The organism is Streptomyces sp. NPDC004838, from assembly GCF_053600955.1.
This window is the reverse complement of sequence record NZ_JBSGAW010000002.1, coordinates 163,733-185,694: the sequence shown is the minus strand read 5'-3', so window position 1 is coordinate 185,694 and position 21,962 is coordinate 163,733. Positions and strand designations below refer to the sequence as shown.

At 68.8% G+C, this 21,962-nt stretch carries 7 protein-coding genes and 1 pseudogene; 3 read left to right on the top strand and 5 right to left on the bottom strand.

Going from position 1 to position 21,962, the window contains the following annotated elements:
* Positions 1 to 157: 157 nt before the first annotated feature.
* On the top strand, positions 158 to 709 hold the full coding sequence (locus tag ACWEFL_RS03225; RefSeq protein WP_451706638.1) for an ATP-binding protein: 552 nt from the start codon (positions 158 to 160) through the stop codon (positions 707 to 709).
* Here ACWEFL_RS03225 and pglX read toward each other — a convergent pair.
* Positions 699 to 4,322 carry a BREX-2 system adenine-specific DNA-methyltransferase PglX gene (pglX, locus tag ACWEFL_RS03220; RefSeq protein WP_451706635.1) on the bottom strand — a complete coding sequence of 1,208 codons (3,624 nt, stop codon included), beginning with the start codon at positions 4,320 to 4,322 and terminating at the stop codon, positions 699 to 701. The two genes, ACWEFL_RS03225 and pglX, sit on opposite strands and share 11 nt — an antisense overlap.
* Positions 4,319 to 9,016, bottom strand: a complete 4,698-nt coding sequence (pglW, locus tag ACWEFL_RS03215; protein WP_451706633.1) for a BREX system serine/threonine kinase PglW — start codon at positions 9,014 to 9,016, stop codon at positions 4,319 to 4,321. Before pglW ends, pglX begins: the two co-directional genes overlap by 4 nt.
* 491 nt (positions 9,017 to 9,507) lie before the next feature.
* Here pglW and ACWEFL_RS03210 point away from each other — a divergent pair, with 491 nt between their 5' ends.
* Positions 9,508 to 9,636, top strand: coding sequence for a DUF6408 family protein (locus tag ACWEFL_RS03210; RefSeq protein ID WP_451706630.1), 129 nt, complete (start codon positions 9,508 to 9,510; stop codon positions 9,634 to 9,636).
* A gap of 52 nt (positions 9,637 to 9,688) precedes the next feature.
* Here ACWEFL_RS03210 and ACWEFL_RS03205 read toward each other — a convergent pair whose 3' ends face one another.
* The 3 genes from ACWEFL_RS03205 to ACWEFL_RS03195 form a co-directional block, all read right to left on the bottom strand.
* Positions 9,689 to 11,806: a DUF2075 domain-containing protein gene (locus ACWEFL_RS03205; RefSeq protein ID WP_451707305.1), complete on the bottom strand. Its 2,118-nt coding sequence runs from the start codon at positions 11,804 to 11,806 to the stop codon at positions 9,689 to 9,691.
* Between the two features lie 171 nt (positions 11,807 to 11,977).
* Positions 11,978 to 13,897, bottom strand: coding sequence for a DNA/RNA helicase domain-containing protein (locus tag ACWEFL_RS03200; protein ID WP_451706628.1), 1,920 nt, complete (start codon positions 13,895 to 13,897; stop codon positions 11,978 to 11,980).
* A 284-nt stretch (positions 13,898 to 14,181) separates the two neighbouring features.
* On the bottom strand, positions 14,182 to 20,952 hold the full coding sequence (locus ACWEFL_RS03195; protein ID WP_451706626.1) for a DUF3320 domain-containing protein: 6,771 nt from the start codon (positions 20,950 to 20,952) through the stop codon (positions 14,182 to 14,184).
* 651 nt (positions 20,953 to 21,603) lie between these two features.
* Between ACWEFL_RS03195 and ACWEFL_RS03190 the strand changes: the two are divergent.
* Positions 21,604 to 21,842: pseudogene (locus ACWEFL_RS03190) on the top strand (transposase); the annotation flags it as partial.
* Between the last annotated feature and the right edge of the window lie 120 nt (positions 21,843 to 21,962).

Genomic DNA, 21,962 nt, shown 5'->3' with positions numbered 1-21,962 from the left:
CGACCATCAAGTCACCGGACACCGCCCGGCCAACGTACGGCCCGGACACCGGTCACGCGCCACACCACGTACAAGCGCATCGCCCACGTGTACAACCCGCACCCGTCAGCACATCGCTCCTGTTCAACGCTACGCAGATTCCGCGACCGTTGACCGCATGAAGTCAGCAACTCCCCCGAACGGGCATACGCCACAGCACACCGCACCGCAACGCGAGTTCACCATGTGCTTCACCTCAACGCCACGTGGTGCCCGCCTCGCCCGCAGACTCGTCTCGCACCGCCTGAACGACTGGGGCCACCCCTACGCAGACCCGGCCAACGAGGCACTCACCCTCATCACAGCGGAACTCACCGCCAACGCCGTGTGCCATGGTCACGTCCCCGGCCGGGACTTCCACCTCCAACTCACCCTGATCGAGGGAACCTTCCGCATCGAGGTGACCGACGCCCGCGCAGAGAAGCAACCCCCGCCCACTGCTCCGGCCCCCGACTCCACATCTGAGTCCGGCCGCGGCCTCCACCTCGTCGCCGCCCTCGCGGACGACTGGGGCGTCACCCCTCGCCCGGCCGCCCCCGGCAAAACGGTTTGGGCGGAGCTGCGCTTACCGGCCGGAGGCCACCCGCGCACGCACCCGGCGGCCCCTCATCCGGCAGACTTGGCATCGGCGTACGGGCACGACACCGAGTCGGTTACGGCTACTTCTTGACGGCGGCGCGACGGCCTCGGGTTGCGGCCGGGGGCCTCCAGTTGCGGAGGTCGTCGTCGGTGAGTCCGTGCTCGCCCTGCTTCTGCTGGCGGTACCCGGCGAAGAAGTCCGCCGGGGAGCCGCTGTAGAGCATGTCGAACTCGTTGTGCCACTGGGACAGCCACGGCTGGAGTTCCAGCAGGCCGGCGAGGAACGGCGTGATCTCCTCGGTGGACAGCGCGGTGTTGGTGAAGTAGGTGGCGAGGGCCTGCCCCTGCTCGCGATGGTCCCAGCCGGCCCACCCGTACAGCTCCGGGGTGGAGGCGTTGGTCTGCCCGTAGGAGACGAACCGCTCCTTGGGCACGTCGAGCTTGCCGCGCGCCTTCCAGTAGGAGGGGCGGAGGAAGTCAGCCGAGGTGTACTTCGGCGGCACGGGGATGGAGTCCCGGATCTTCCGCTTGGCGGGCTCGTCAGGCGCGGCGTCCTCCTTGCGCTGGAGGTCCCACACCTCTTCCCAGTCGGCGCGCTTCTTCAGGCCGGAGGGCTTGTAGCGCAGGGAGGAGAGGAACGGCACGTGCTCGTCGGTGATCAGCTCGGCGACGACCTTCGCGAGTTCTTTGCGGGGCGCGTAGAGCTTGGCGACGGAGACGAAGTCCTCGTCCCGGGAGAGCGCGTCGGTGAGGCGGGCCAGGGTGAGTATGGCGGGCTGACCGTTCTCGTCGAACCAGAGGTCACGGTTCTCCATCCGGTCGAGCAGCCAGGAGCGTAGGGCCTTCTCCTGGAGGGCGTCCCAACCTTCGGTGGCCCATCGGCGCTTGTATTCGGGGCGCTCGACCATGCCGATGGCGCGGTTCGACTCGATGGCGTCGATGCGCTTCTGAACGATCTCCCGATAGGGGGCGGGCCAGTGGGCGGGGATCTCCGTGATGGGCGTGGAGTTGTGCCGCTTGAACCATTCGCCGCTGGCCTCGCCTGCGGCTACGCGGCGCGCGAGGACGATCTCGAAGGCGCGCTCGCCGAGTGCGAGTGCGGGGATGTCGGGGTCTTCGGAGACGCGGAGGTCTTCGTGGTGGAGGTTGTAGAGGGAGTAGACCTGCCAGTCCAGCTCTTCTTGAAGGGCGATCATGCGGGAGCGGGTGGACTCCCAGCGGGCCTTGGCTTCGCGAAGGACGGTGGCGGTGGGGATGGACTTGGCTGCCACGGTTGCGGGGCTGGTGGCGGCAAGCTGCTGGGCGATAGGGTCGAGGGCGATAGCTAGAGCGGTGGAGTAATCGGCGGGGAGGGGGAATTCAGCGACGTTAGTTCCGTTGAACTGGTAAAAATCCTCGAACGGCAGTGTCGACTGGCGAGCCCCCTTGGAATCCACCGTGCTTCCCTTGTTATGACAGACCATCTTGAGCCAGAACGCGGCCGTGGAACTGTTAAGTAGCCCGAGGAGCTTCAGGTGATCTTCCTCACTCGCCAACTCCCTCAACTTGATCACTGGTGCGGTCTGCTTAAAGACCTTTCCACCTCGATCGAGTACAAAGTGGTTGTGAGTGGCCACTTCCGCGAATGTAATGGCCCACTCGTGTGCCCCTTGATCCTTGGGAAGCTGATGCCACTCCCACCATGACCGGCCATCGCTGAAGTAGGTTCCGCCTGAGAACGTCGCGCGACTTCCCAACTCGGTCCGATAAGGCCAAAGCCAACCGGCCAGGTTGGGGAAGATGTCTGGGCGAACCAGCTCGCGTCGCCTGTCATACGGATGAAAAGCGTCATCCCCATCTGCGAATTGGAAGTCGCGCACTTCATCGCCCACCACGAGGCGCCGCACGTACTCGGACTCGGCGTCAACCCTGGTGAAGGTACGTGGAACAGCGCTCATAGCGTCATCCGACCCCATGACCCCGTAGAACCCAACCCGGTGCAGTTCACGCTTCAGCACCGCCTGCCGAGCAGTGTTGATCTGCTCCAGCATCTCCTGACCGCCATCAGCAAGCACCCACGGCTGTTTGGCGAAGTACTTCTCGCGGTCCAAGTCGTCCACAGAAACCCATTGGCTCACCGAACCAGGTTTGTCGATCTGCCCGACGATCGCCCGCCAGACCAGTCCCTCCTCGGCGTTGTCCGGCGCGGACGGCTCACCCTGCACACTGCGGACGGTCCGGATGACAGGTGATCGCCCGCTCCCGCCTCGCTGCCTGCCGACGAGAATGACAGTCGGAGTCCCGTGCCCGGGAATATAGGCACCCGAGGTGTCGATAACCTCAGTCAATTCAACGGTGTGCCCGAAATATCCTTCGATGAGCTTCGTCCCGAACTCCCGTTTCATGAACGAGTTCGCCGTGATCTGCCCGACCATGCCGTAGCCGCGCCCCTCAGCGTCTCCACGCCGGCCCAGCTCAAAGAACCGCTGCGCGAACGGCACCGACAGGGCATACTTGCCCGAACACGCCGAATACAGCTTCCTATAAAGGGCGTTAAGTGTCTTGTCCTTGACCGTGATGTAAGGCGGGTTCCCCACCACCACGTGGTACCGCCCCGGCCGCAGGATGTCCGGGTACTCGTGCACGTCCTCCGTGGCGTACTTGAACTCGGCCAGTTCGTCCACGAAATCATCGTCCACCCCGTCGAGCAGGTTGCCCTGCTGAGAGCGGCGGGCCTTGATCAACGAGTCCCCCACCGCCAGGTGAACTGGCCACTCATACTTCGCCGCCTCCCCCAGCGTCCTTACCCCACTCGCCGCCATGGCCGCAACCAGCAACCGGAACCGCGCCACAGCCACCGCGAACGGATTGATGTCCACCCCGTGCACCGAGTCCAGCGCAGCCCGAACCCGCTCATGCACGTCCTTCCCCGGCTGCCCCTCCCCCCACAGCCTCACCAACCGCCGAAACGCCCCCAGCACAAAGTGCCCCGACCCGCACGTAGGGTCGATCATCTTCAGTTCCTCGTAGCCGAACTCCCGCACCGCGGGATTCATGGTCCGGTCGAGGATGAACTCCTCCACGAACTCCGGGGTCTGGAGGAGCGCGTACGTCTTCCGGGCCGCCTCGCTCAGGTCCTGGTACAGGTCACCCAGGAACCGCGTGTCCCACCCCTCCGTACCGTCCTCGTTCAGCGGGTCGGTGAAGTCATGAACGAGGACTCCACCTTCATCCCTCCCCCGCCAGAACTCGACCAACTCCCGCGCACCATCATGCGACAGCGGAACCTGATACAGCGGATTGTGCCGCTGGTCGAAGAGCAGCCGTCCCGCCTGCCCCTGGCCCAGTTCCTCGAACGCCTTCTCCAGCCACCCCCGGTACGTCGGGTTGTCGTCCGACTCCACGTACGCGTCGTACCGCGACTCCGCCAGCTCCCGCCGGTCACCCTCCGGCCCCGTCAGGTACGGCTCCGGGATCAGCCGGTTGTCCTCGCAGAAGCGTACGAAGACACTCCCCAGCACCCACGCCACCGCGACCTGTGTGACCCGCTCGTCCAGCCACGAGTTCCACGTCGCCGCCGTACGCCCGAGCTTCCGTGCCTGGTCGTACTCGGCCCTCAGACGCGCGCCGACGTCCCCCAGCGCCTTCACCTGGCGCCCGAGGTCGGCTTCGACCGCCTTGACCTGCTGCTTCAGGTCGTCCAACAGAGCCCTGCGGTCGATCACTTCGCGTCTCCCTCGACAGCGGCACTTGCCACAACCTCGCCGGACCCGCGATGGGCGTTGCCCACCCACGTGTCCGGAAGCTGAATCCACTCCCCCAGGCCGGCCTGGTACGGCACGGCCACCTGCCCCAGCCGGGGCTCGCGCGACGGGTCACTCTGCGGGACCAGGAGCCACAGGCCGCGCCCGCCCTGCCGGGCCGCCGACGCCAGCCGGTCCAGGACGCCCATCGCGTCGTACCGCGCGAACACCCCGGCCTCCGTCAGCAGCACCGGACCGGCCCCGGCTCCGCCACCGCCGTTGCCCAGCAGCTCGGCGATCCGGGGCTCCACCGCGCCCCACGCCGTCCGCGCGTACTCCGCGAACCGCACCGCGCCCTTCGAGCCCGGCTCGGCGGCGTCCGCCTTGAGCAGGGTGTCCCAGGTCGGCTTGGTGCCCGGTGTGACCTGTGCGTGCAGGGCCTGAAGGAACAGTTCGGTCACCGACACCGCATCCGCGCCCAGCCGCCCGGCACCCAGTTCCCGCACCGCGTCCCGGACCCGCTGCTGGCGTACGGTCAGCACCCGGTACCCGTCCCGGCGGGCCGACGCGAGCAGCCGTTCCTCCGCGCGTACCGCGCCCGCGAGCTGCGGGTCGTCGGCGTACCGCGTCACCGCGCCCGTACGCGTCGACTGCCGCCACGCACCCGTCGTCAGGTAGCTGGACGCGTCGTCCACCCGCTTCGGCAGGTAGCGCAGCACGCCCTCGCGTTCGTGCATGCTGAGCGACAGTTCGAAGCCGGCGTCGCGCAATGCCTTGGTGAGCGGGCCGCCAGTCGGCAGTTCGTGGTGTGTGCCGCCGCGCCCGTCAGGGACGACCATCTCCGGGAAGCGAGCACGGACCCGTTCGTGCACGGCCTCGCCGGTCAGGCCGGGCTGCTGGCCCTCCGGCATGCCCGGGACCCAGCGGACGAGCCCGGCCTGGGTGAGGCGCAGCGCCCTGACCAGTGACAGGTCGCGCGGGTAGATCTCCAGGCGCGGAGTGGCTGCGGCGTTCACGGACGCGGCAGCCGCCAGCTCCACCATGCGCCGCTCGTCCCAGTCCACCGCGCCCGGTGGCGCGGTCAGCGCGCCCAGTTCGGCCAGCACGGTCGCCGCCGTCGGCAGGGTGTCCAGCTTGGCGAGCCGGTCGGCCGTCTTGCCGAGACGGGTCGCGTACTCGAGCAGGCCGGGCGCGGTCGGGGTGTCCGGGCCGTCGTTCTCCCGTACGTCCACGGCGAGGAGGCCGGCGCCCAGGGACTCGTCCGTCGCCTTGCGGTTCGGCTGGTGCTGGAACTCGGCTTCCTGCGGCAGCAGTTGCTCGACTTCGACCACAGCGCGTACGGCCGCCAGCGCCATCGCGCGCCGCTGTTCACGCCCCGCGAGATGCGTGCCGCGCCGGACCGCCAGGGCATCCGCGATCTCCACCGCAGAAGCGACCCGGCCCATGCTCACCAGCAGGTCGATGATCTCGTCGCGCAGTGCCTGGACGGCGGGCTCCGCCTTCCAGCGCTTGCGCTCCTCCTTGAGCATCTGCGGGATACGGCCATGGCTCAGGGTCAGCGCGTCCGCGACGTCCTTCTGCTTCGGCCAGACCCCGATGCCGGGCAGTACGCCGTGCTCGTCGGGCAGGCGCAGCAGCAGCCGCACCATCTCCGCCTTGTTGCGGTTGGAGCCGTTGTTGTTGACGGCGGGCACGAAGACGGTGGCGAGGGTGTCGAGGCTGACGGAGCGGAGCGTGCGGGGGGACAGGACGCCCGCCGATCCGCCCGTGGCGAGTTCGCCGACGAGGGCGGACTCGGCGGCGGTGAGCTGCTCCAGCTCCTCCTTGGCCTCCGCGCGGCCCTTCGGCGTGAGAGGCGATACGGGGATCTCGCGCAGCCGCTCGCCCCATTCGCGCTGTCGCTGCTGGACCTCGTTGCGGGTCTTGGCGCCCAGTCCGGGGGCGTTGACGAGCTTGCGGCGGCTGTAGTCGAGCAGTTCGCCGACCGTGGTGATGCCGAGGCCGTAGAGGAAGGACTGGGCGGCGGGCGTGAGGCCGGAGACGGTCAGCGGGGTGTCGCCGGTGACCTCGGCGGCGAGGCGGTCGCGCTGCTGCTCGGCGGTCTCCGGCTCGGCGTCCGCGATCACGGCGGCGACGTTCTCGGGGGGCGTTGTCCCCTCCCCCGTGGTCGCGGCGGCCGGGTGGCGGGAACGGTGGCTGGACGGGACGGTCTGGGAGGCGTCGAGGAAGACCTTGCGCCAGGCGTCCCGCATCGGCTTCAGCTCGGGGTACCGCCGGCCGGCGTCGCGGTGCAGGGCCTTCTGGAAGAAGGCGACGAGACCGTCCCGTACGGCCGGGTCGAATGCCTCGGCCGCGATGGTCGGGTGCGGCCACTCCTTGGCGTCGGTCATGCGGGGCAGGACACTGCCGTCGCCCCACTTGGGCAGTTCGCCGGAGGCCATCTGGTGCAGGGTGACGGCGACTGCGTACCGCTCGGCGTGCGAGTCGTACGAGCCGCGGGTGATGACGTCGACGAAGGGGTCGAGGTAGCCGTCGGTGCCCGCGCTGGTGCTCTTCGCCGGGTAGCCGGCGAGGGAGAAGTCGATGAGGACGAGTTCGCGGGTGCGGTTGGGGCGGATGCGGATGGCGATGTTGTCGGGTTTGATGTCGCGGTGCCAGACGCCTTCGCCCTCGAGGAAGTCGACGGCTCCGAAGAGGTAGTCGCCGTACGCCTCCAGCTGGTCGACCTGGAGGCGGCCGTTCTCGCGGAGCTGGCGGGCGACGGTCTCCTCGCGGCGGCGCGGGCGTCCGCCGCCGTCGGCGCCCTGTCCGTTCTCGTCGCGCTCGTCGCCGACGTACTCCAGTGCCAGGACGGTACGGCCGCCGATGTGCAGCGCCTCGGGTTCGACGAGGCGGATGATGCCGGAGTGGGGGCGCAGGCGTCCCATGGCCTCGGCCTCGCGGGCGAGGATCTCGCTGCGGCTGTCGGAGAGGGCGACCTTCAGCACGGCCAGCGGGCGGGTCCTGCGGGCTTCGGCCTGGAGGTCGCGGACGAGGAAGGCGCGGCTGGTGGAGCCGGTGCCGAGGCGGCGGCGGATCTCCCACCGGGCGGCGAGCACGTCACCGGCGACGGCCTCCAGCGGGTCCTTGTCGGCGGCGGTCTGATCTCCCTCGTCGCCCGGCCCCTCCGTGCCGGTGGCCGCCGGGGCCGGGGCGGTCAGGGAGTCCTCGACGACCTCCAGCAGCTCCAGGAACTCGTCCACGCTGGACAGGCGCTGACCGGGCCGGTAGGCGGTGGCGGCCTGCACCAGGTCGTCCACGTCCTCCGACAGGCCGTCCACCAGGGAGCTGGGGCGCAGGCCCTCCCCCGCTTCCAGCCGGGCCAGCAGCTCGGCCTGGCTGGCGGCCGGGGCCTTGCCGGTGACCAGCAGGTAGGTGAGGACGCCGAGCCCGTACACGTCGAGGTGGACCGGGTCGGGGTTGAGGGCGGTGAGTTCGGGGGCGAGGTAGGCGTCGGCGTCGTCGGCCAGGTGCATCGCGGACAGGGCGGTCGGCGCGAAGCGGGTCATGCCCTGGCCCTGGGAGGAGTCGCCGCTGCGCTGGGTGGCGATCTGCCAGTCGGAGATCTGGAGGTGCGGTGTGAGCCAGGCGGCCTCCTCCCCCACCGCCCGGCCCTTCCTGCCGCGCGGCCGGGGGACGACGAGCACGGAGCGGGCCGCGAGCGCCCGGTGGTGGATGCGGCTGGAGTGCGCGGAGCGCATGGTCTCGGCGAGCTGGCGGACCAGCGCCATCCGGCCGAGGATGTCGAGCTTCTCGCCGTACTGGACCAGGTACTCGCCCAGCTTCAGGGTGTCCGGGTGGTAGTCGAAGATCAGCGCGGGGCCGGCGGCGTGCCCGGAGGGGAAGTACTGCTTGAGCTCGACCGCGCCCGGGTGCTTGAAACGGCCGAGCACCGCGGCTTCGCGCCGGGCCGCGTTCTCGACGGACTGGCGCAGGGAGGCGTCGGAGCCGCGCTCGCTGAGATAGATGCGGACCCGGGCGGTCTCGGGGAGGTCGCTGTGGCGGGCGAGGTAGTCCGCCCAGGTGGGACCGGAGTCGAAGGACTTCCGCTCCAGCTCGTACGGGCCGACCTTGTACTGCGCGTCGCTCTTGCGGATGCCGATGTTCTTGAGGGCCGCGTCGATCTCGCGCGAACCGATCGCGGTGATACGGCGCCGCTCGTCACGTGGGGGCTGCTCCAGCATCTCGACCAGCTGGTGGACGGTGTACACGCCGTTCTGGTCGTGGGCGGGCAGGCGTACACGGAGACTGTTGTCCGTGAAGCAGACCGCCTCCGCGACCCAGACCCGCTTGCCCCCGGGCGCGAGCAGGCCGGCCAGCTCCTTGGCCTTGCGGTTGACCAGGTGCAGCGGGTTGCCGTGTGTCCGGCGGCGGCCCCGGGGAGTGGTCTGTACCCAGGTGCCGTTCTCGGAGGTGACCGAGCCGTGCCAGTCTTTCAGTTCGATCATGCAGACGCCGCCGGGGGCCACGACCAGCAGGTCGACCTCACGGACGTGACCGGTGTTCGCGGTGAAGGTGAAGTTCGACCAGGCACGCCAGGGGTCGGAGTCCGGCAGCTTCTCCCGGATCGCGTCCAGGCCACGGCGTTCGTGATCGAACTCGGACTCGGTGACCGTGACCCACCGGCCTTCCCGCATGCCTGTTCCCCGCTCCTCGTTCCCCGCAAGGGCGACCGTTCCCCGTGGCCAGACCCTTGACGCAGATCCTAGTGGCTGACCGCGTCATGAAAAGAGACAGTGAAGGGCGGAAGTATGGAACTTTCCTCCCTTTATCACTCAATTCCGGCGACTTGCGGTGCACGGTCCGCCGGCATCCTGGAACCTTGCCAACGCCTTCAGGTGAAAATGCGCAAACTCCACACAGCCGATGTCATCGCGATCGACGCCGTCCTGTCCGGCGCCAGGGCAAAGACACCGCGGCGTCCGAATCGATCTGCGCCAACCTGCGCGTGCACTAAAGTGGTTACCCGCTGCGCACCTTCCCGGAAGGTACGTCGGCGGTGTTCGAGGTGCCGGTCCTCGGCGATGAGCGACGAGTGGTCTCCACGGCGTGCCACACGCGGTGTGACTGCGGATGCCCGGTAGGGCGATCCCTGCCATTCCCAGCTCATGCTCAGGAGTGGAAACCGATGAATCCTGTTGAGTACCAGCCTGCACGTCGTGATCGGATTCGTAGGATTCTGGTCGACGTCATGGTGGGAGTCATCACCAGTCTGCTGGTGACGGCCTCTACCGTGGTAGCGCGCCTGGTCTTCTGACCGGCAAGTGGCGGACCCGGGAGTCCGCCACTCCACCTACCGTTCCACCGTCTCAGAAGAGACGCATCTCTCCGGGCGGAGCGCCCTTCTTCTGACGCCTCCTGCGGCGACGCCGTCCTCGGCCGGGCCGGGGCAGATGTGGCTGTCGTGCCTGCTCCGGCAGGTTCTCCCAGGTGGGTCGCAGACCGTGGATCTCGACGTCGCCGACGAGCCCCTTCAGGTAGTCCCGGGTCTCCGCGTCCGGGGAGTAGAGCACGGTCGCGCGGCTCGCCCGGGTCATCAGCACGTGGTAGGCATGCCGGACGAGTCGGGCGAACTCGTCCTCGCCCACGCTCTTCGGCTTCACCTTGGGATCGAACGACCCGGGAACAGCTACCCGCTTGACACCCGCCTCCTTGTCCGCCCTCTCCTTGCCTCGGCGGAACACCCAGTGATCGCCCCGGCGCACCATGTCCTCGCCCATGATCACGCCGCACCAGTCCCACTCCAGGCCCTGCGCGGTGTACACACAACCGATCTGGCCGAGGCCGTTCTCGTGCACGGACCAGATCTTGGAAGGCGGGACGGTCTTGTTCTCGCAGAAGGAGTCGCTGTCCGCGTTCCACGGCCGGTGCCAGTCACCGATCCGGACGTCGGGCTCAAGCCGCTTCTCCTTGCCCAAGGGTTTCGTCCAGGGCCAGCAGTATCCGGCAACCATCCGCGCGGACGCTCCCGCCCCCGCCTCGGAACGGATGATCTGCTCAAGTTCCTCCGGGCTGTCCACGACCTCGACGTGCATCAGTCCGTCCGGGGTCCACGGCTCCGGCTCCGCGTCGGACACCCCCAGCGCGCCGCGCACCCAGCGGATGTAGGCATCGCTGCCGCCACACCTGAACTGTTCCCGCAGGCGGAAACGGACCAGGTGAGCGTCGTAGCGTCGTGCCGCGTCCTCCACGAGAGCGGCGGTGCCGACCTCCTGCGGGCGCACGGACTGCCCCTCGTCGAGAAAGAACACCGTCAACCGGGAGGCATCGAGGAGCTCGTCCACCTGAGGCTTGGTGCCCCAGTCCTCGGGCTTCCAGAAGCGGTTGGTGGAGCGGTCGCGCAGGCGGTGGGCCTCGTCGCAGATCAACACGTCCAGAGGCGGGTCGGGCGGGGTGACGTAGTTGCTGAAGTAGGTGAAGGTCTCCTTGAACTCCCTGTCGCCGAAGCCGACATGCTCCTGCAGGGCGCCGTTGAAGGCCCTGCTACCGCTCGCGTACTCGACCATGCGGCCCTCCGCCTCCAGTTCAGCCTTGAGCTGGAGACCGATGGCGCTCTTGCCCGTGCCGGCACCGCCCGTGACGAGGAACACCACCCGTCGCTCGTCGGGGAGGAGCGTTGGCTGCTGGGGATTGGGAAGCACCTTGGCGGCAGTCGCGAGGATCTGGTCCGCGACCTTCTTCTGACGGCCACGCAGAGTGAAGACCGTGTCCTCGCCGCTGGAACGGATCATGGCGTCGAGCAGTGGGGTGTTACGCAGGCCCATGCTCCGCAACAGGACCTCGGCCGCGGAGTCGGCGCCGTCGACGGCGAAGCTGCTTCGCAGGTCCGACAGCAGTTGGGCGCGGCGATCGTTCGTGTAGACACGGGCGTAGGAACCGGTCGGCGCGTCCACGCCCACCAGAGGGAGCACCGAGGTGTCGGTGGCGTTGTGCAGATAGGCGAAACCGCCGCACTCGAAGTCCAGTCCGTGCAGCGGCCCTCTGTCGCTCGTGAACGCCTCGTAGTATTCACGCAGTTGCAGCGCGGGATGCTTCTTCTCCCCCATGCCGGGAACATGCACCAGCTCCGCGGTGGCTCGCTCGACGCGGGTCACCGTCGACCAACGCTTCAGCTCGACGAGTTGGACGGACAGTCCGTTCTCGTCGGGGTGTCGGCCCACAAGGACGACGTCGATAAGCCGCGGGTCCCCAACGCGGTCAGTCTCGTCGAGCGTGGCCGCGCACTCGACGACCATCTCGACGTTCCCGCGGTCGGCGGCGACAAGATCCTCGGCAAGATGTACCAGGCTCTCCGCCCAGGCGGAACGTTCGGTCAACGAAGCGTCGGTGCTGAGGAAGTGCTTCCACCTCGCAGCGAGGTGGGGCACCATACGACGTCTTGAGTTCAGGTTCAGCAGATCCCGCGCTGCCAGTTTCAGCAGGAGCATGGACACGAGGTGGATCCCCCAGAGCACGAATGACTCGTGCGGATGGGGGCATGTCCACGTGGGGAAGCCCGTCTGACCGCAATGGCACTTGGGATCTTAGGGAATTGACGTCCCGCCTCGACGCATATGACACGTCGGTTCGGCTGAAAGCATGGACATCCTGGCCGGATGTCACGCGCTCACCGCCGCGGAAGGGGACTCCTCAATCGCGGCGGGCCGTGGCTCCGGTCGGCCGGACACCAGTTCCCGTAGCTTCGCCCGGGTCTCCGGATCCGTCGAGTAGACGATCGTGCCCACCATGCCCCGGGTCAGCAGCACTTTGTAGGTGTTGCGGATCAGGCGGTCCACGTCCGTGTCGGGCGTGGACTTTCTGAAGACCGGGTCCTTCGACGCCGTGCGGTCCGTGATCCAGCGGTCGCCGCGCCAGAGCAGATCGGGGCCGACGATCACGCCGGACCAGTCGTACTCGAAGCCCTGGGCGGTGTAGACACAGCCGATCTGCCCGAAGCCGGCAGGGTCGGTGGCCCACAGAGCGGCCGGGGGCGCGCCGGAGACGGAGCGGTCACCGCGCAGATTCCAGGGACGGGCCCAGTCACCGATCACGACATCGGGCGGGAGCGGGTCGCCTGGCCTGGGCTCCGGGGACCAGCGCCAGCAGTAGCCCGCGGACATACGGGCGCCGTAGCCCTGGGTCCGACGAGCCTCGAGGAAGGCTTCCAACTCCCGCGGGCTGTCGGCGACCAGCAACTGCATGCGGCCGTCGGGTTCCCACCCGACCGGCCCGCCCGGCTCCAGCCCGAGGAGGCGGACCACCCAGCGCAGGTAGGCGTCACTGCCACCGCAGCGGAACTGGCTGTCCAGCGGGACGACACCGCAGGGGATACCCCGCTTCGCCGCTGCCGCCTTGATCTCGGCCACGGTGCCCATCTCACCGGGACGGACGACTTGATGCTCGTCGAGGAAGAAGACGGGCACGTAGGCGACATCGATGAGTTCGTCGATCTGTGCCCTGCCGGTACGGTTCTCGGCGCGCGTGTAGCGGTTGGCCGAGGTCTCCCGGATGCGGTGTGCCTCGTCGCAGATCAGGGCGCCCAGGCTGTTCTTCTCGGCCGTCATGAAGCTGTTGAAGTATTTGAACAGGTCCTGGACTTCCCGCTTGCGGGCTCCGGCGACCTTCCTCATCGTCTTCGTGAACGACTGCGAGCCGGTGGCGTGCAGCGCCGGAACCCCACGCCTATAGAGCTCACCGAGCAGTTGGAGAGCGATGACGCTCTTGCCGGTGCCGGGGCCGCCCGTGACGATGACGACCTCCTTGCGGTCGGCCCGCTTCGCCTTCTCCACCGCGTTGAGCACCATGCGGTACGCGACCTGCTGCTGGTCGAGGAGGACGAACTGGGTGCGCTCGCGCACCTCCTCGGCGGCCACGGACATGAGCTGCTTCGACGGCACCGTGGCGCCCGCGCGGAGTTCGTCCGCTGCCTGAGCCCCTGGGTGCCCGCCGCTCAGCCTCGTACGGAGGTGGTCGAGGAAGGCGCCGCGGCCTTCCGCGGTGAAGAGCATTCCGTGGCCGTCACGTTCGATGTCCCGCAGCCCGGTCACGCCGAACTCGGTGGCATTGTGCAGATAGGCCACTCCGGCCACCCGGTGCCCGTGTTCGGCCACCGCGCCGTTGAAGTTGACGAGGTACTCGCAGTAGCGGCGGACCTGCTCGATGGGGTTGAGAACCGGATGGGCATAGGCGTCGACATGGCACAGGGTGGGGTCGTCCTCGTGAGGCAGTGCCTGGCTCCACTGCTTCAGTTCCACCACGACGTAGGACGGCTCTCCCGTGGCCGGGTGCACTCCGGCGAGGACGACGTCGGCGCGCTTGCTGTTCAGCGGGAGCGCGTACTCCAGCATGACCTCCACGTCGCCCAGGCCGGCGTCGTTGAGTGCGGCAACCAGGACGGGGATGCTGCGCTCCCAGGAACGCACCTCCGAAGCGCCGGGCCGATAACCGTGCATATGGACAAACTGGTCGGTGAGGTGCAGGAACAGCGAACCGTCGAATGCCATGACGGCGACCGTTTTCGCGGACGCGCGGAACAGCAAGGACTTCCCCCAAGCAGCACGAAGAGACTCGTGCGGGTGGGGGCATGTCCTTCAAGGCTCCACCGGAGTGGAACGGAAGCCCGTCGGGCCGCGTTGACGATGTGTCCGAGGGTACCTGGCGGTACGGACAGTCGTACTGGTGACCGCGGATACCGGATACACAGCCTCTGCCCTCCGGAGCCAGCGCGCTGGACTCGGTGGCGTCCGCGTCATCCCAGCGGATGCGGCCGGTGTCGGGGCGCACATGCCTCTCCGGGCGATACGAGGCAGCTCACCGCAACGGATCAAGAACCCTCCGCCGGCATCAGGCCGCCCTCCGACTCGACCAGGTGTCCGGCGGCGATCAAGACGTCGATGTCGCCGGTCAGCGCGTCCCGGATATCGGGTCCGAGCCGCGACCACCCGAAGAAGCGAGCGGCCTCCCGCAGCAGGTCCTCGCGCTGCACGCCCGGTCCTTCGTCGACCACGTTCCTGAGGACGAGCTGCCGCTCCGCCACGGGAACCTCCGCTACTCGTCGGGCGCACCGTTCCGTCGGTGTGCGGGCGAACTCCGTCTCGCGGCCGGGCCTGTCGTAGGCTATACCGACGTTGACGATCTTGCCCTGTTTGAGCAGGCGGCGAAGAGCTCGATCGATGCGGTCGCGAACCACCGGGCCCGCTCGTCCGAGGCCCCAGGCGAGACGGACCCTGCTGTAGATCACCTCCTTCTCGACGGGCCCCTCCACCTCGACCACGCACAGAGCCACGTCCGCCACCACAGCGAGGGCATCCGGGTCCTGCAACTCCACGTCCCACATGCCCCGCCGACTGCTCGACCTGTCACGTACCTCCGCCAACAGGTCAAGGTCGACATCCTGGTAGGGACGGCTCCAAGGCGCGGGGCCGGCGTCGACCGTCACGAACTCCACTCGCGGAACTGCCGGACCACCTGCCGCCCCTTCTGCAGACCCGCCGCGCCGTGCGCTCCCGGGGTCGTCCACGGCCTCCGCCGTGCTGTCACCGTCGCCACGGTTGCCGCTGCTGCCGTCCACCCTCACGGGTGGCACCACTCGCACCGCATGCGGATCCTCCGCACACGCCTGCTCCACCGCGGCCCGCAGCCGCGCCATCGCATCCCGCCGGTTCCGATACCAGTCCGTACCCCAGATCCGGTGCAGCCTCCAACCCAGGTCGTGCAGGACCCCTTCCCTCAACCGGTCGCGGTCCCGAGCCGCCCGCGAGGAGTGGTACATGGCACCATCGCACTCGATGCCCAGCGCGTACGTGCCGGGCGCGCCCGGGTGCCGTACCGCCATGTCGATGCGGAAACCAGCGACTCCCACCTGCGGCTGGACCTCATATCCCCAGCCCCGCAGGACGTCGATGACCTCCTCTTCGAAGGGGCTCTCCGGAGCCGCGTCCGGATCGGCGGCCTCCGTCCGGAGGATGGAAGGACCGTGCTGGGCGTACTGCAAGTACCGCTTGAGGTGCTGCACGCTCTTGTTGGCGCTGTCCGGCAGATCGCCTCCATGGAAGGAAGCGACGACCTCCATGCGGCGCCGGGCGCGGGTCACGGCCACGTTGAGGCGTCGCCAGCCGCCCTCCCTGTTGATCGGGCCGAATGCCGACAGCAGCTTGCCCCGGTGGTCGGGACCGTAGCCGATGGAGAGGATGATGACGTCGCGCTCGTCGCCCTGAACGGTTTCGAGGTTCTTGATGAAGAAACCGTCGAGCCGGCCCTCCGTGAAGTGGTGGTCAAGGTCCGGGCGGGCCGCCCTCGCCTTCTGCACCGCCTCTTCGATCGCCTCCGCCTGCGCCTTCGACAGCGCGACCACGCCGAGGGTGTGCGCGGGGCGGGTGTCGAAGTGGTGGATGACACGCTGGGCCACTTTCGTGGCCTCCAGTGGGTTGTCGCTGCTCCCGCCGCGATCGTAGACGCCGTCCGCCTTGATGAACTCCACGCCGATGTCCGGTCCCTGTTCCAGCGCGCCCGGGAACGTGACCATGGAGTCGTCGTAGAAGTCGTGGTTGCTGAAGGCGATCAGGTTCTCGTGCCGACTGCGGTAGTGCCAGCGCAGGGGCAGCCCGCGCAGGACTCCGCTGGCCTTGCACATGTCGAGGATGGACTCGAAGCCGTCGGTGTTGTCCTCGTCCCACTCGTCGCCGTCGTCGCTGTCGCCGGCCGCGGTGAAGAACGAGGTCGGCGGCAGCTGCTTCTGGTCGCCCGCCACGATGAGGGCCTTGCCCCGGTAGACGGAGTTCACCGCGTCCTGGGGCAGCACCTGGGACGCCTCGTCGAAGACGACGACATCGAACTCGAAGTCCGGTGGCAGAAACTGGCTGACCGTGAGCGGGCTCATCATGAAGCAGGGTTTGACCAGCCGTACGACGTCGCGGGTCTGCTGCAGCAAGTGCCGTACAGGCATGTGCCGACGCTGTTTCTCGGACTCGCGGCGGATCACGGCGGCCTGGCCCACCGATGTCCGGCGAGGGCGGCGGGAGTTGCACGCGGCGATGACCTCGGCGTGTGCCGCTTCCACCAGGTCCTGGTCCGCCCTCTGGAAGCGCTCCACCAACTGGTCGCGTTCCACGGCCCGCATCGGCTTCAGTCTCTGGTCGGTGGCGAGTTGGTGCTCGACCCACGCGGTGAGCACCGCACGCTCCATAGCCGCGGGAAATTCCTCGGCGGAGATCTCGCGGCGTGCGAGCTGGTCGGGCAGCCCCTCGAGTCGGTAGCGGCGCAGCAGGGTCAGTGCGTCGGCGCAGTTGGTCCACGCTTCCGGGCCGAAGGGGTCGCGGTCGAGGCGGGACAGGACCGATTGCGCCGCGGTGAGGGATTCGGCGAGTTCGCGTCGCAGCTCCTCGGCCCGCTCGGGCTCGAAGTACCCGGCGAGTGCCTCGCGCTGACCGTGCCAGTCGCGGGCGCGCGCCGCGACGGACGGGTCGGCCGGCGCGGCCAGCATCAGCCGGGCCGCCGCCTGGGGCAGGGGCGCGGAGTGGCCGCCGTGTGCGGTACGACGGACCTTCTGGGCCCAGTCCAGGGCGTCCAGGATCGCACCACGGTCTGTCTCGGTGCCCTGGTAGAGGGAGCCCAGAAGGCTTCGGTACGTGGCGTCGTTCTCCGCGAAAGAGGACTCGGCGGCGCGGGCGGAAACGACGGCTGCCACCGCTTCCCTGGCTCGGGACAGGGTGAGATCCGTCTCCTCGTCCGTAACGCGTGCGGTTGAGCGGATGAGGTCGGCCGCTTCGTCGAAGGGCTCCACGTGCGCGCGGAGCCAGCTCGCCGCCCGCTCGAGGGGGCGGGCGGCGAGCGCGGTGCCGACCGTCGCGACGTGGGCCTGCCCGGTGTACCCCTGCCAGAGGTCCAGGTCACGGCGGATCCGGTCCGTCTGCGCGAGGAGTTCGCGCGGTTCGGGCCGTCCGTCGGCCAGTGCCTCGACGAGGCTGGCGCGGCGCGCTGGTTCCGTGAGCGTGTCAGGTGCGAAACGGGCGATCAGCCGGGCGGAGTCCAGGGCGGCCCGCAATGCCTCGGTGCGGGGGTGCCCTTCCGGGGCGTACCGACCCAGCGACTCGCGCTGTCGCTCGGTAGCGTACGGGCCCGGTCGCTGCCGTGTCAGGTCGAGGGCGCGGCGTAGGAGCTGCCCGATCGGCTCGTAGCCCGTCACACCGTTGGGCGCGGCGTCGTGCAGGGTGTCCGCCTGTGTGTCGAGGCCCCGGTACCAGGGGCCGAGAAGGCTGCGGTCGGTGACGGCTTGAGCGGCGAACGCGGCTGTTTCCTTCTGTGCCGCGTTCGCGACCGTGACCGCCGTACGTGCGGAGGCGAGCGTGTGCTCGGAACCGGGTACGCTCTCCCGGCGACCGACCGAGGCCACGGTGTCCAGCAGCGCGACGGCCTGTCGCGATGGCGCGAGGTGAGCGCGCAGCCAGCGGGCGGCGTCGTCGAGCGGCAGCTTGGTGAGGTCGGACGCATGCGGTGCCAGCGACGGGCTGAGCACGTTCCCTCGCCACGTGGCGAGTTCGCCGCGCAGTGCCGTGCCCTGCTCCACGAGTGCGGATTGCGGCTCTCGGCCGTCAGCCAGGTGAGTGGCGAGCAGGCCCCGGCGGCAGGGGTCGGCGACGGTTTCCGGTGCGATTGTGTGGACCGCTTCGGCGTGCGCGAGCGCCTTGAGCAGTGCTGGGACGTCCGGCAACGCCGTGCCCCGGTAGCGGCCTATCAGCTCGGCATGGGTCGCGGCCAGCGAATGCAGGTTCCGGTAGGCGGCCCACCAGGCGTCGGCGAGTGGCAGCTTGTCGTACAGCTCGCCGCGCCACGATCCGCCGTGCGTCAGCCGGGCCACGAGCTTCCGGTCGGCCCGGATGCCGCTGGACAGCATTCCGGCGAGTCCCTGGCGGCCCTCCATGAGCCGATGGACTGTTTCGGGCAGTTCGGGCGTGGAGACGACTTCGGTCAGGAAGGTGCCACGTGCCGCGTCCTCCGCTGCAGCCAGTTCCGCGGCGGCCGAGGAAATCTCCGCGACGGCTGCCTGGACACCGGGAAGCGCCCGGGGGTCGAGCCATGCTTCGAGCGTGCGGTCCGAGGCTGTGGCCAGCTCTACGAGCGTGGCCAGGTCCTCGGCCTCGGACGTCGTCTTCGGCCGACCGCACCCGAGGCGCTCGGCCACCGAGTCGGCGTGCTCGGCTGCCATCTCAAGGGTGTCGGCGAGCGTGTCGAACCGCTCAGCCAGCTCCGCGGCCTCGCGGCCGGTCAACGACGCGATGTCGGCGCCGGACGGTTCCAGTGAGGCAAGGGCCTGCTCGTTGGCCGGTCGTTCCGCACTCACTTCCGGACGCAGCTCTGCCCACCCCGGGCCCATGTGGTCCGTCGCAAGGGCCTGGGCGGAGAGTACCTGGTCCCGTCGTCCGAAGAAGTCGCTCAGTGCGTCGGCAGCGACGCCGATCGCCGCCTCCTCCGCCCGCGCGGGGCCTTCAGGGACCAACCACTGCTCAGGAGGGCGATGTTCGGTGCCGGCCACGGCGATCACGTCACACAGATGACGTGCCTTCTCGGGGCTGCCGGGATTCGCGAGCCCGGTGAACTGGCTGACGTAGGCAAGGCTCTGCAGCGTCCGCTCCAGCACACCAGCGGTCGCGTCGAACTCCCCGGCGAGTTGTCGCGCTCGCTGTTCCGTGAGTCCGGCAAGGTCGAGGCCCCGCGGCGCCATCGCCGAGAGCTTCTTCTCGGCCTCCCCCGGCTCAGCCGTCAGCCTGGTGGACAGTTCCTGCCACCGCTCGCCCACCGTCGATCGGACGGCGGCGCCCGTACGCTGCACCTTGCGCAGTTCCGCCAGGAAAGCGTCGACCCGGTCGTCCACCTCGTCGGCGAAGGCATCCGTGGTCAGCCACGCTTCCGGCACGGGGCTCCGCGCGTCGAGCAGCCGTAGGAGCAGGATCAGACGGTCGATTCCGCTCTGATCCGTCAGGGGTATTCCCTCGGGTGCGAGATCCCGGTACCGGTCGACCGCCGTCGCGAGCGCGACTCGTGCCGCCTGGGCCTGCTCCAGCACAGGACGTGGATGCGGCAGACCGGCTCGCAGGTCGCGCCAGGGGAACGAAGGGTCAGCGACCGCCTCCCAGGCGTCGGAGATGGCTTTCGTCGCCTCGACGATCAGGCGCAGGTCCTCGTCGCTGAGCGTCTCGGCGCGAAACGTCGCCCCTGTCCCGTCGGGTGTGTCGTCACCGTGGCTCAGATAGGCCACCGGCGCGTCCGACAGTCGGCCGACCTGACCGAGCACGTAGTGCAGGGTCCGTCCCAGCGGGCCGCGGACCTCGTTCATCGCTTCGGCGTAGGCGCTGAGTGCGAGGCGCAGTTCCCTGGCCTGCGCCAGGGTCTGCTGCGACAGTTGCGGTGCACGCGGCTCCTCCGCGAGCGCCCGGCCCAGCTCCTGGGCCACCGCTTTGCGGCTGGTGTTGTGGCTGTGGAGGGCCAGGGCGTAGGAGTCGAGTCCGACCGACTTCAGCCGGTCGAGGACGACGTCCAGGGCCGCCGCCTTCTCACTGACGAACAGCACACTGCGGCCCGCGTGCATCAGACCGGCGATCATGTTCGTGATCGTCTGGCTCTTGCCGGTGCCCGGCGGGCCGTCCAGGACGAACGACCGCCCAGCCACGGCCGCGGCGACGGCCTGCCGCTGCGAGGCGTCGGCGTCGAGCACCAGCGGGCAGTCCTCCGGTGGGCTCAGTTCGTCGATCCGGTCGAGTTCGATCTCCTCGAAATCGAAGCGGTCGGCGGCGAGTCCGGCATCCGGGCCGAGCGCCATCGCCCGTACGAGGTCACTGCCGAGTACACGGCCCTCGTTGTCCAGCAGGTCCTGGTACATCGACTCCTTGTGAGAGGCGAAGAGTGCGAGCACCACACGGTCGGAGAGCTGCCATCCGGCCTTGCCCACCACCGCGCGAGCCGCGGCGGAGAGTACCGCCTGCAGGTCGGATGGGTCCTGTTCGCCGACTGGTGTCCAATCGATATGGAATTGCTCCAGCTTCACCTTCAGCGCCGGGTTGAGGCGCGGTTCCTCGTCATCGCTCGCCCGAAGGCGGATCCGGCCGTTGCGCGCGCGCTCGATGACCACCGGCATCAGGACCAGGGGAGCGTCGCTGCCCGTCTCAGCTCCGTCCTCACGCCAGCGGAGCATGCCGACGCCGAGGTTGAGGGTCCACAGGCCATAGTCGTTGAAGACCTGGGTCGCTTTGGCGCGCAGGCTGTTCAACGCACGCAGAAGGGAAGGCGCGGTGGTCTTCTGGGTGACGATTCCATCCGTGCGGTCGCCCTTCTTCGCGAGGACCACATTGCCGGGACGCGCGCCCTCGTCGGCCTCCGGTTCCTCGTCCGGGAGCGACGCGAAGTCCCAGCCACGAGCCAGCCCTTCGACGAGTCTCTGCGCTGACGGGGTCGAGATCTCCAGTGTCGCCGACCTGGTGTGGCGGAAATTGAGCAGCCGGTTGCGGCCGCTCAGGTCCACCAGAGAGGTGCGCCAGCTCTCAAGCATCGTCTTGAGGCGGTCAAGGTCCTGGGTTCCCCCGAAGTCACCCGAGTTCTTCACGCTGGTCCCTGATGTTGTCGCTTCTGGGCCGACGGAGCACCGGCGTCGACGGCAGTCCCCTCTACCGCCAACGCGAAGGGCGGCCACGGAAGTCCGTACTGTCCTGGTGGCCGCACAAGTCCCGCTGATCCCCCTTGGACGCGGAATTCTACGGTCAGCTCACCAATGCGTGCAGCGTTAACTAAGGAATGGTTCCTCGGTGGTCACAAAGCCTCGCCGTGACCGGCCCGCGGGGACCTGGACCAGGTGGGTGCGGAGGGTGGCGGTGGTGACCTTGGTGTGGAAGGGCGAGGTCGGTGCACCGGCGGCCCGCAGCACGGGTCATCGCCCGCAAAGTCAGCCAGGTTACGTTGGCGTGGAAGTGCCCTGACGGCGGATGAGCCAGGGCAGAGGCCTTGCTGTCGGCGATGACCTGCTCGACCACCGCGTGATGGCGGTGTTCCCGCCCGGCCTGGAGGGATTGTGCGGGCTTGTCGGTGAAGAAGGGGCGTTGCACCAGACGGGGAACAGCCCGCCCTGTTCACCCTCGACCGCGGCTTTGGCCAGGTCACGGACCCGACGCACAATCAGCCGCGCGTGCCCCTCCGCTATGCTTCAGCTCGCGAAAGCGGTGTATGCGGGCGGTTCGGGCGCATCGAACACAGCGGAGACGGACGCATCGAGAACAGCCGAGTCGCCGTCTACCTCGCGTACTCCACCCCGCTCGGGCACACGGCGATCGACCGGGAGCTGTACGTCCCGCGTTCTTGGACCCAGGACACGGCCCGCTGCCGGGCCGCCGGGATACCCGACTCCGTCGACTTCGTCACGAAACCCGCCTCACCGCACGCATGATCGGCCGGGTCCTGGACGTCTGCGTCCTGGCGTCCTGGGTGGCCGGCGTCGAGGTCTAGGGAGGCAGCCCGCACCTGCGGACCGAGTTGGAGGCGGACTCACCCGTCCGGCTGCGGACTTCGCTGGCGCATCCGATTCACCTTGCACCCGGCCGGGCAACAGGCAGACTGACGGCC

Excerpts from the sequence above, each read along its gene's own strand:
- ACWEFL_RS03225 (WP_451706638.1), top strand. The coding sequence starts at position 158 with ATGAAGTCAGCAACTCCCCCGAACGGGCATACGCCACAGCACACCGCA.
- pglW (WP_451706633.1), bottom strand. The coding sequence starts at position 9,016 with ATGCGGGAAGGCCGGTGGGTCACGGTCACCGAGTCCGAGTTCGATCAC.
- ACWEFL_RS03210 (WP_451706630.1), top strand. The coding sequence starts at position 9,508 with ATGAATCCTGTTGAGTACCAGCCTGCACGTCGTGATCGGATTCGTAGG.
- ACWEFL_RS03205 (WP_451707305.1), bottom strand. The coding sequence starts at position 11,806 with ATGCTCCTGCTGAAACTGGCAGCGCGGGATCTGCTGAACCTGAACTCA.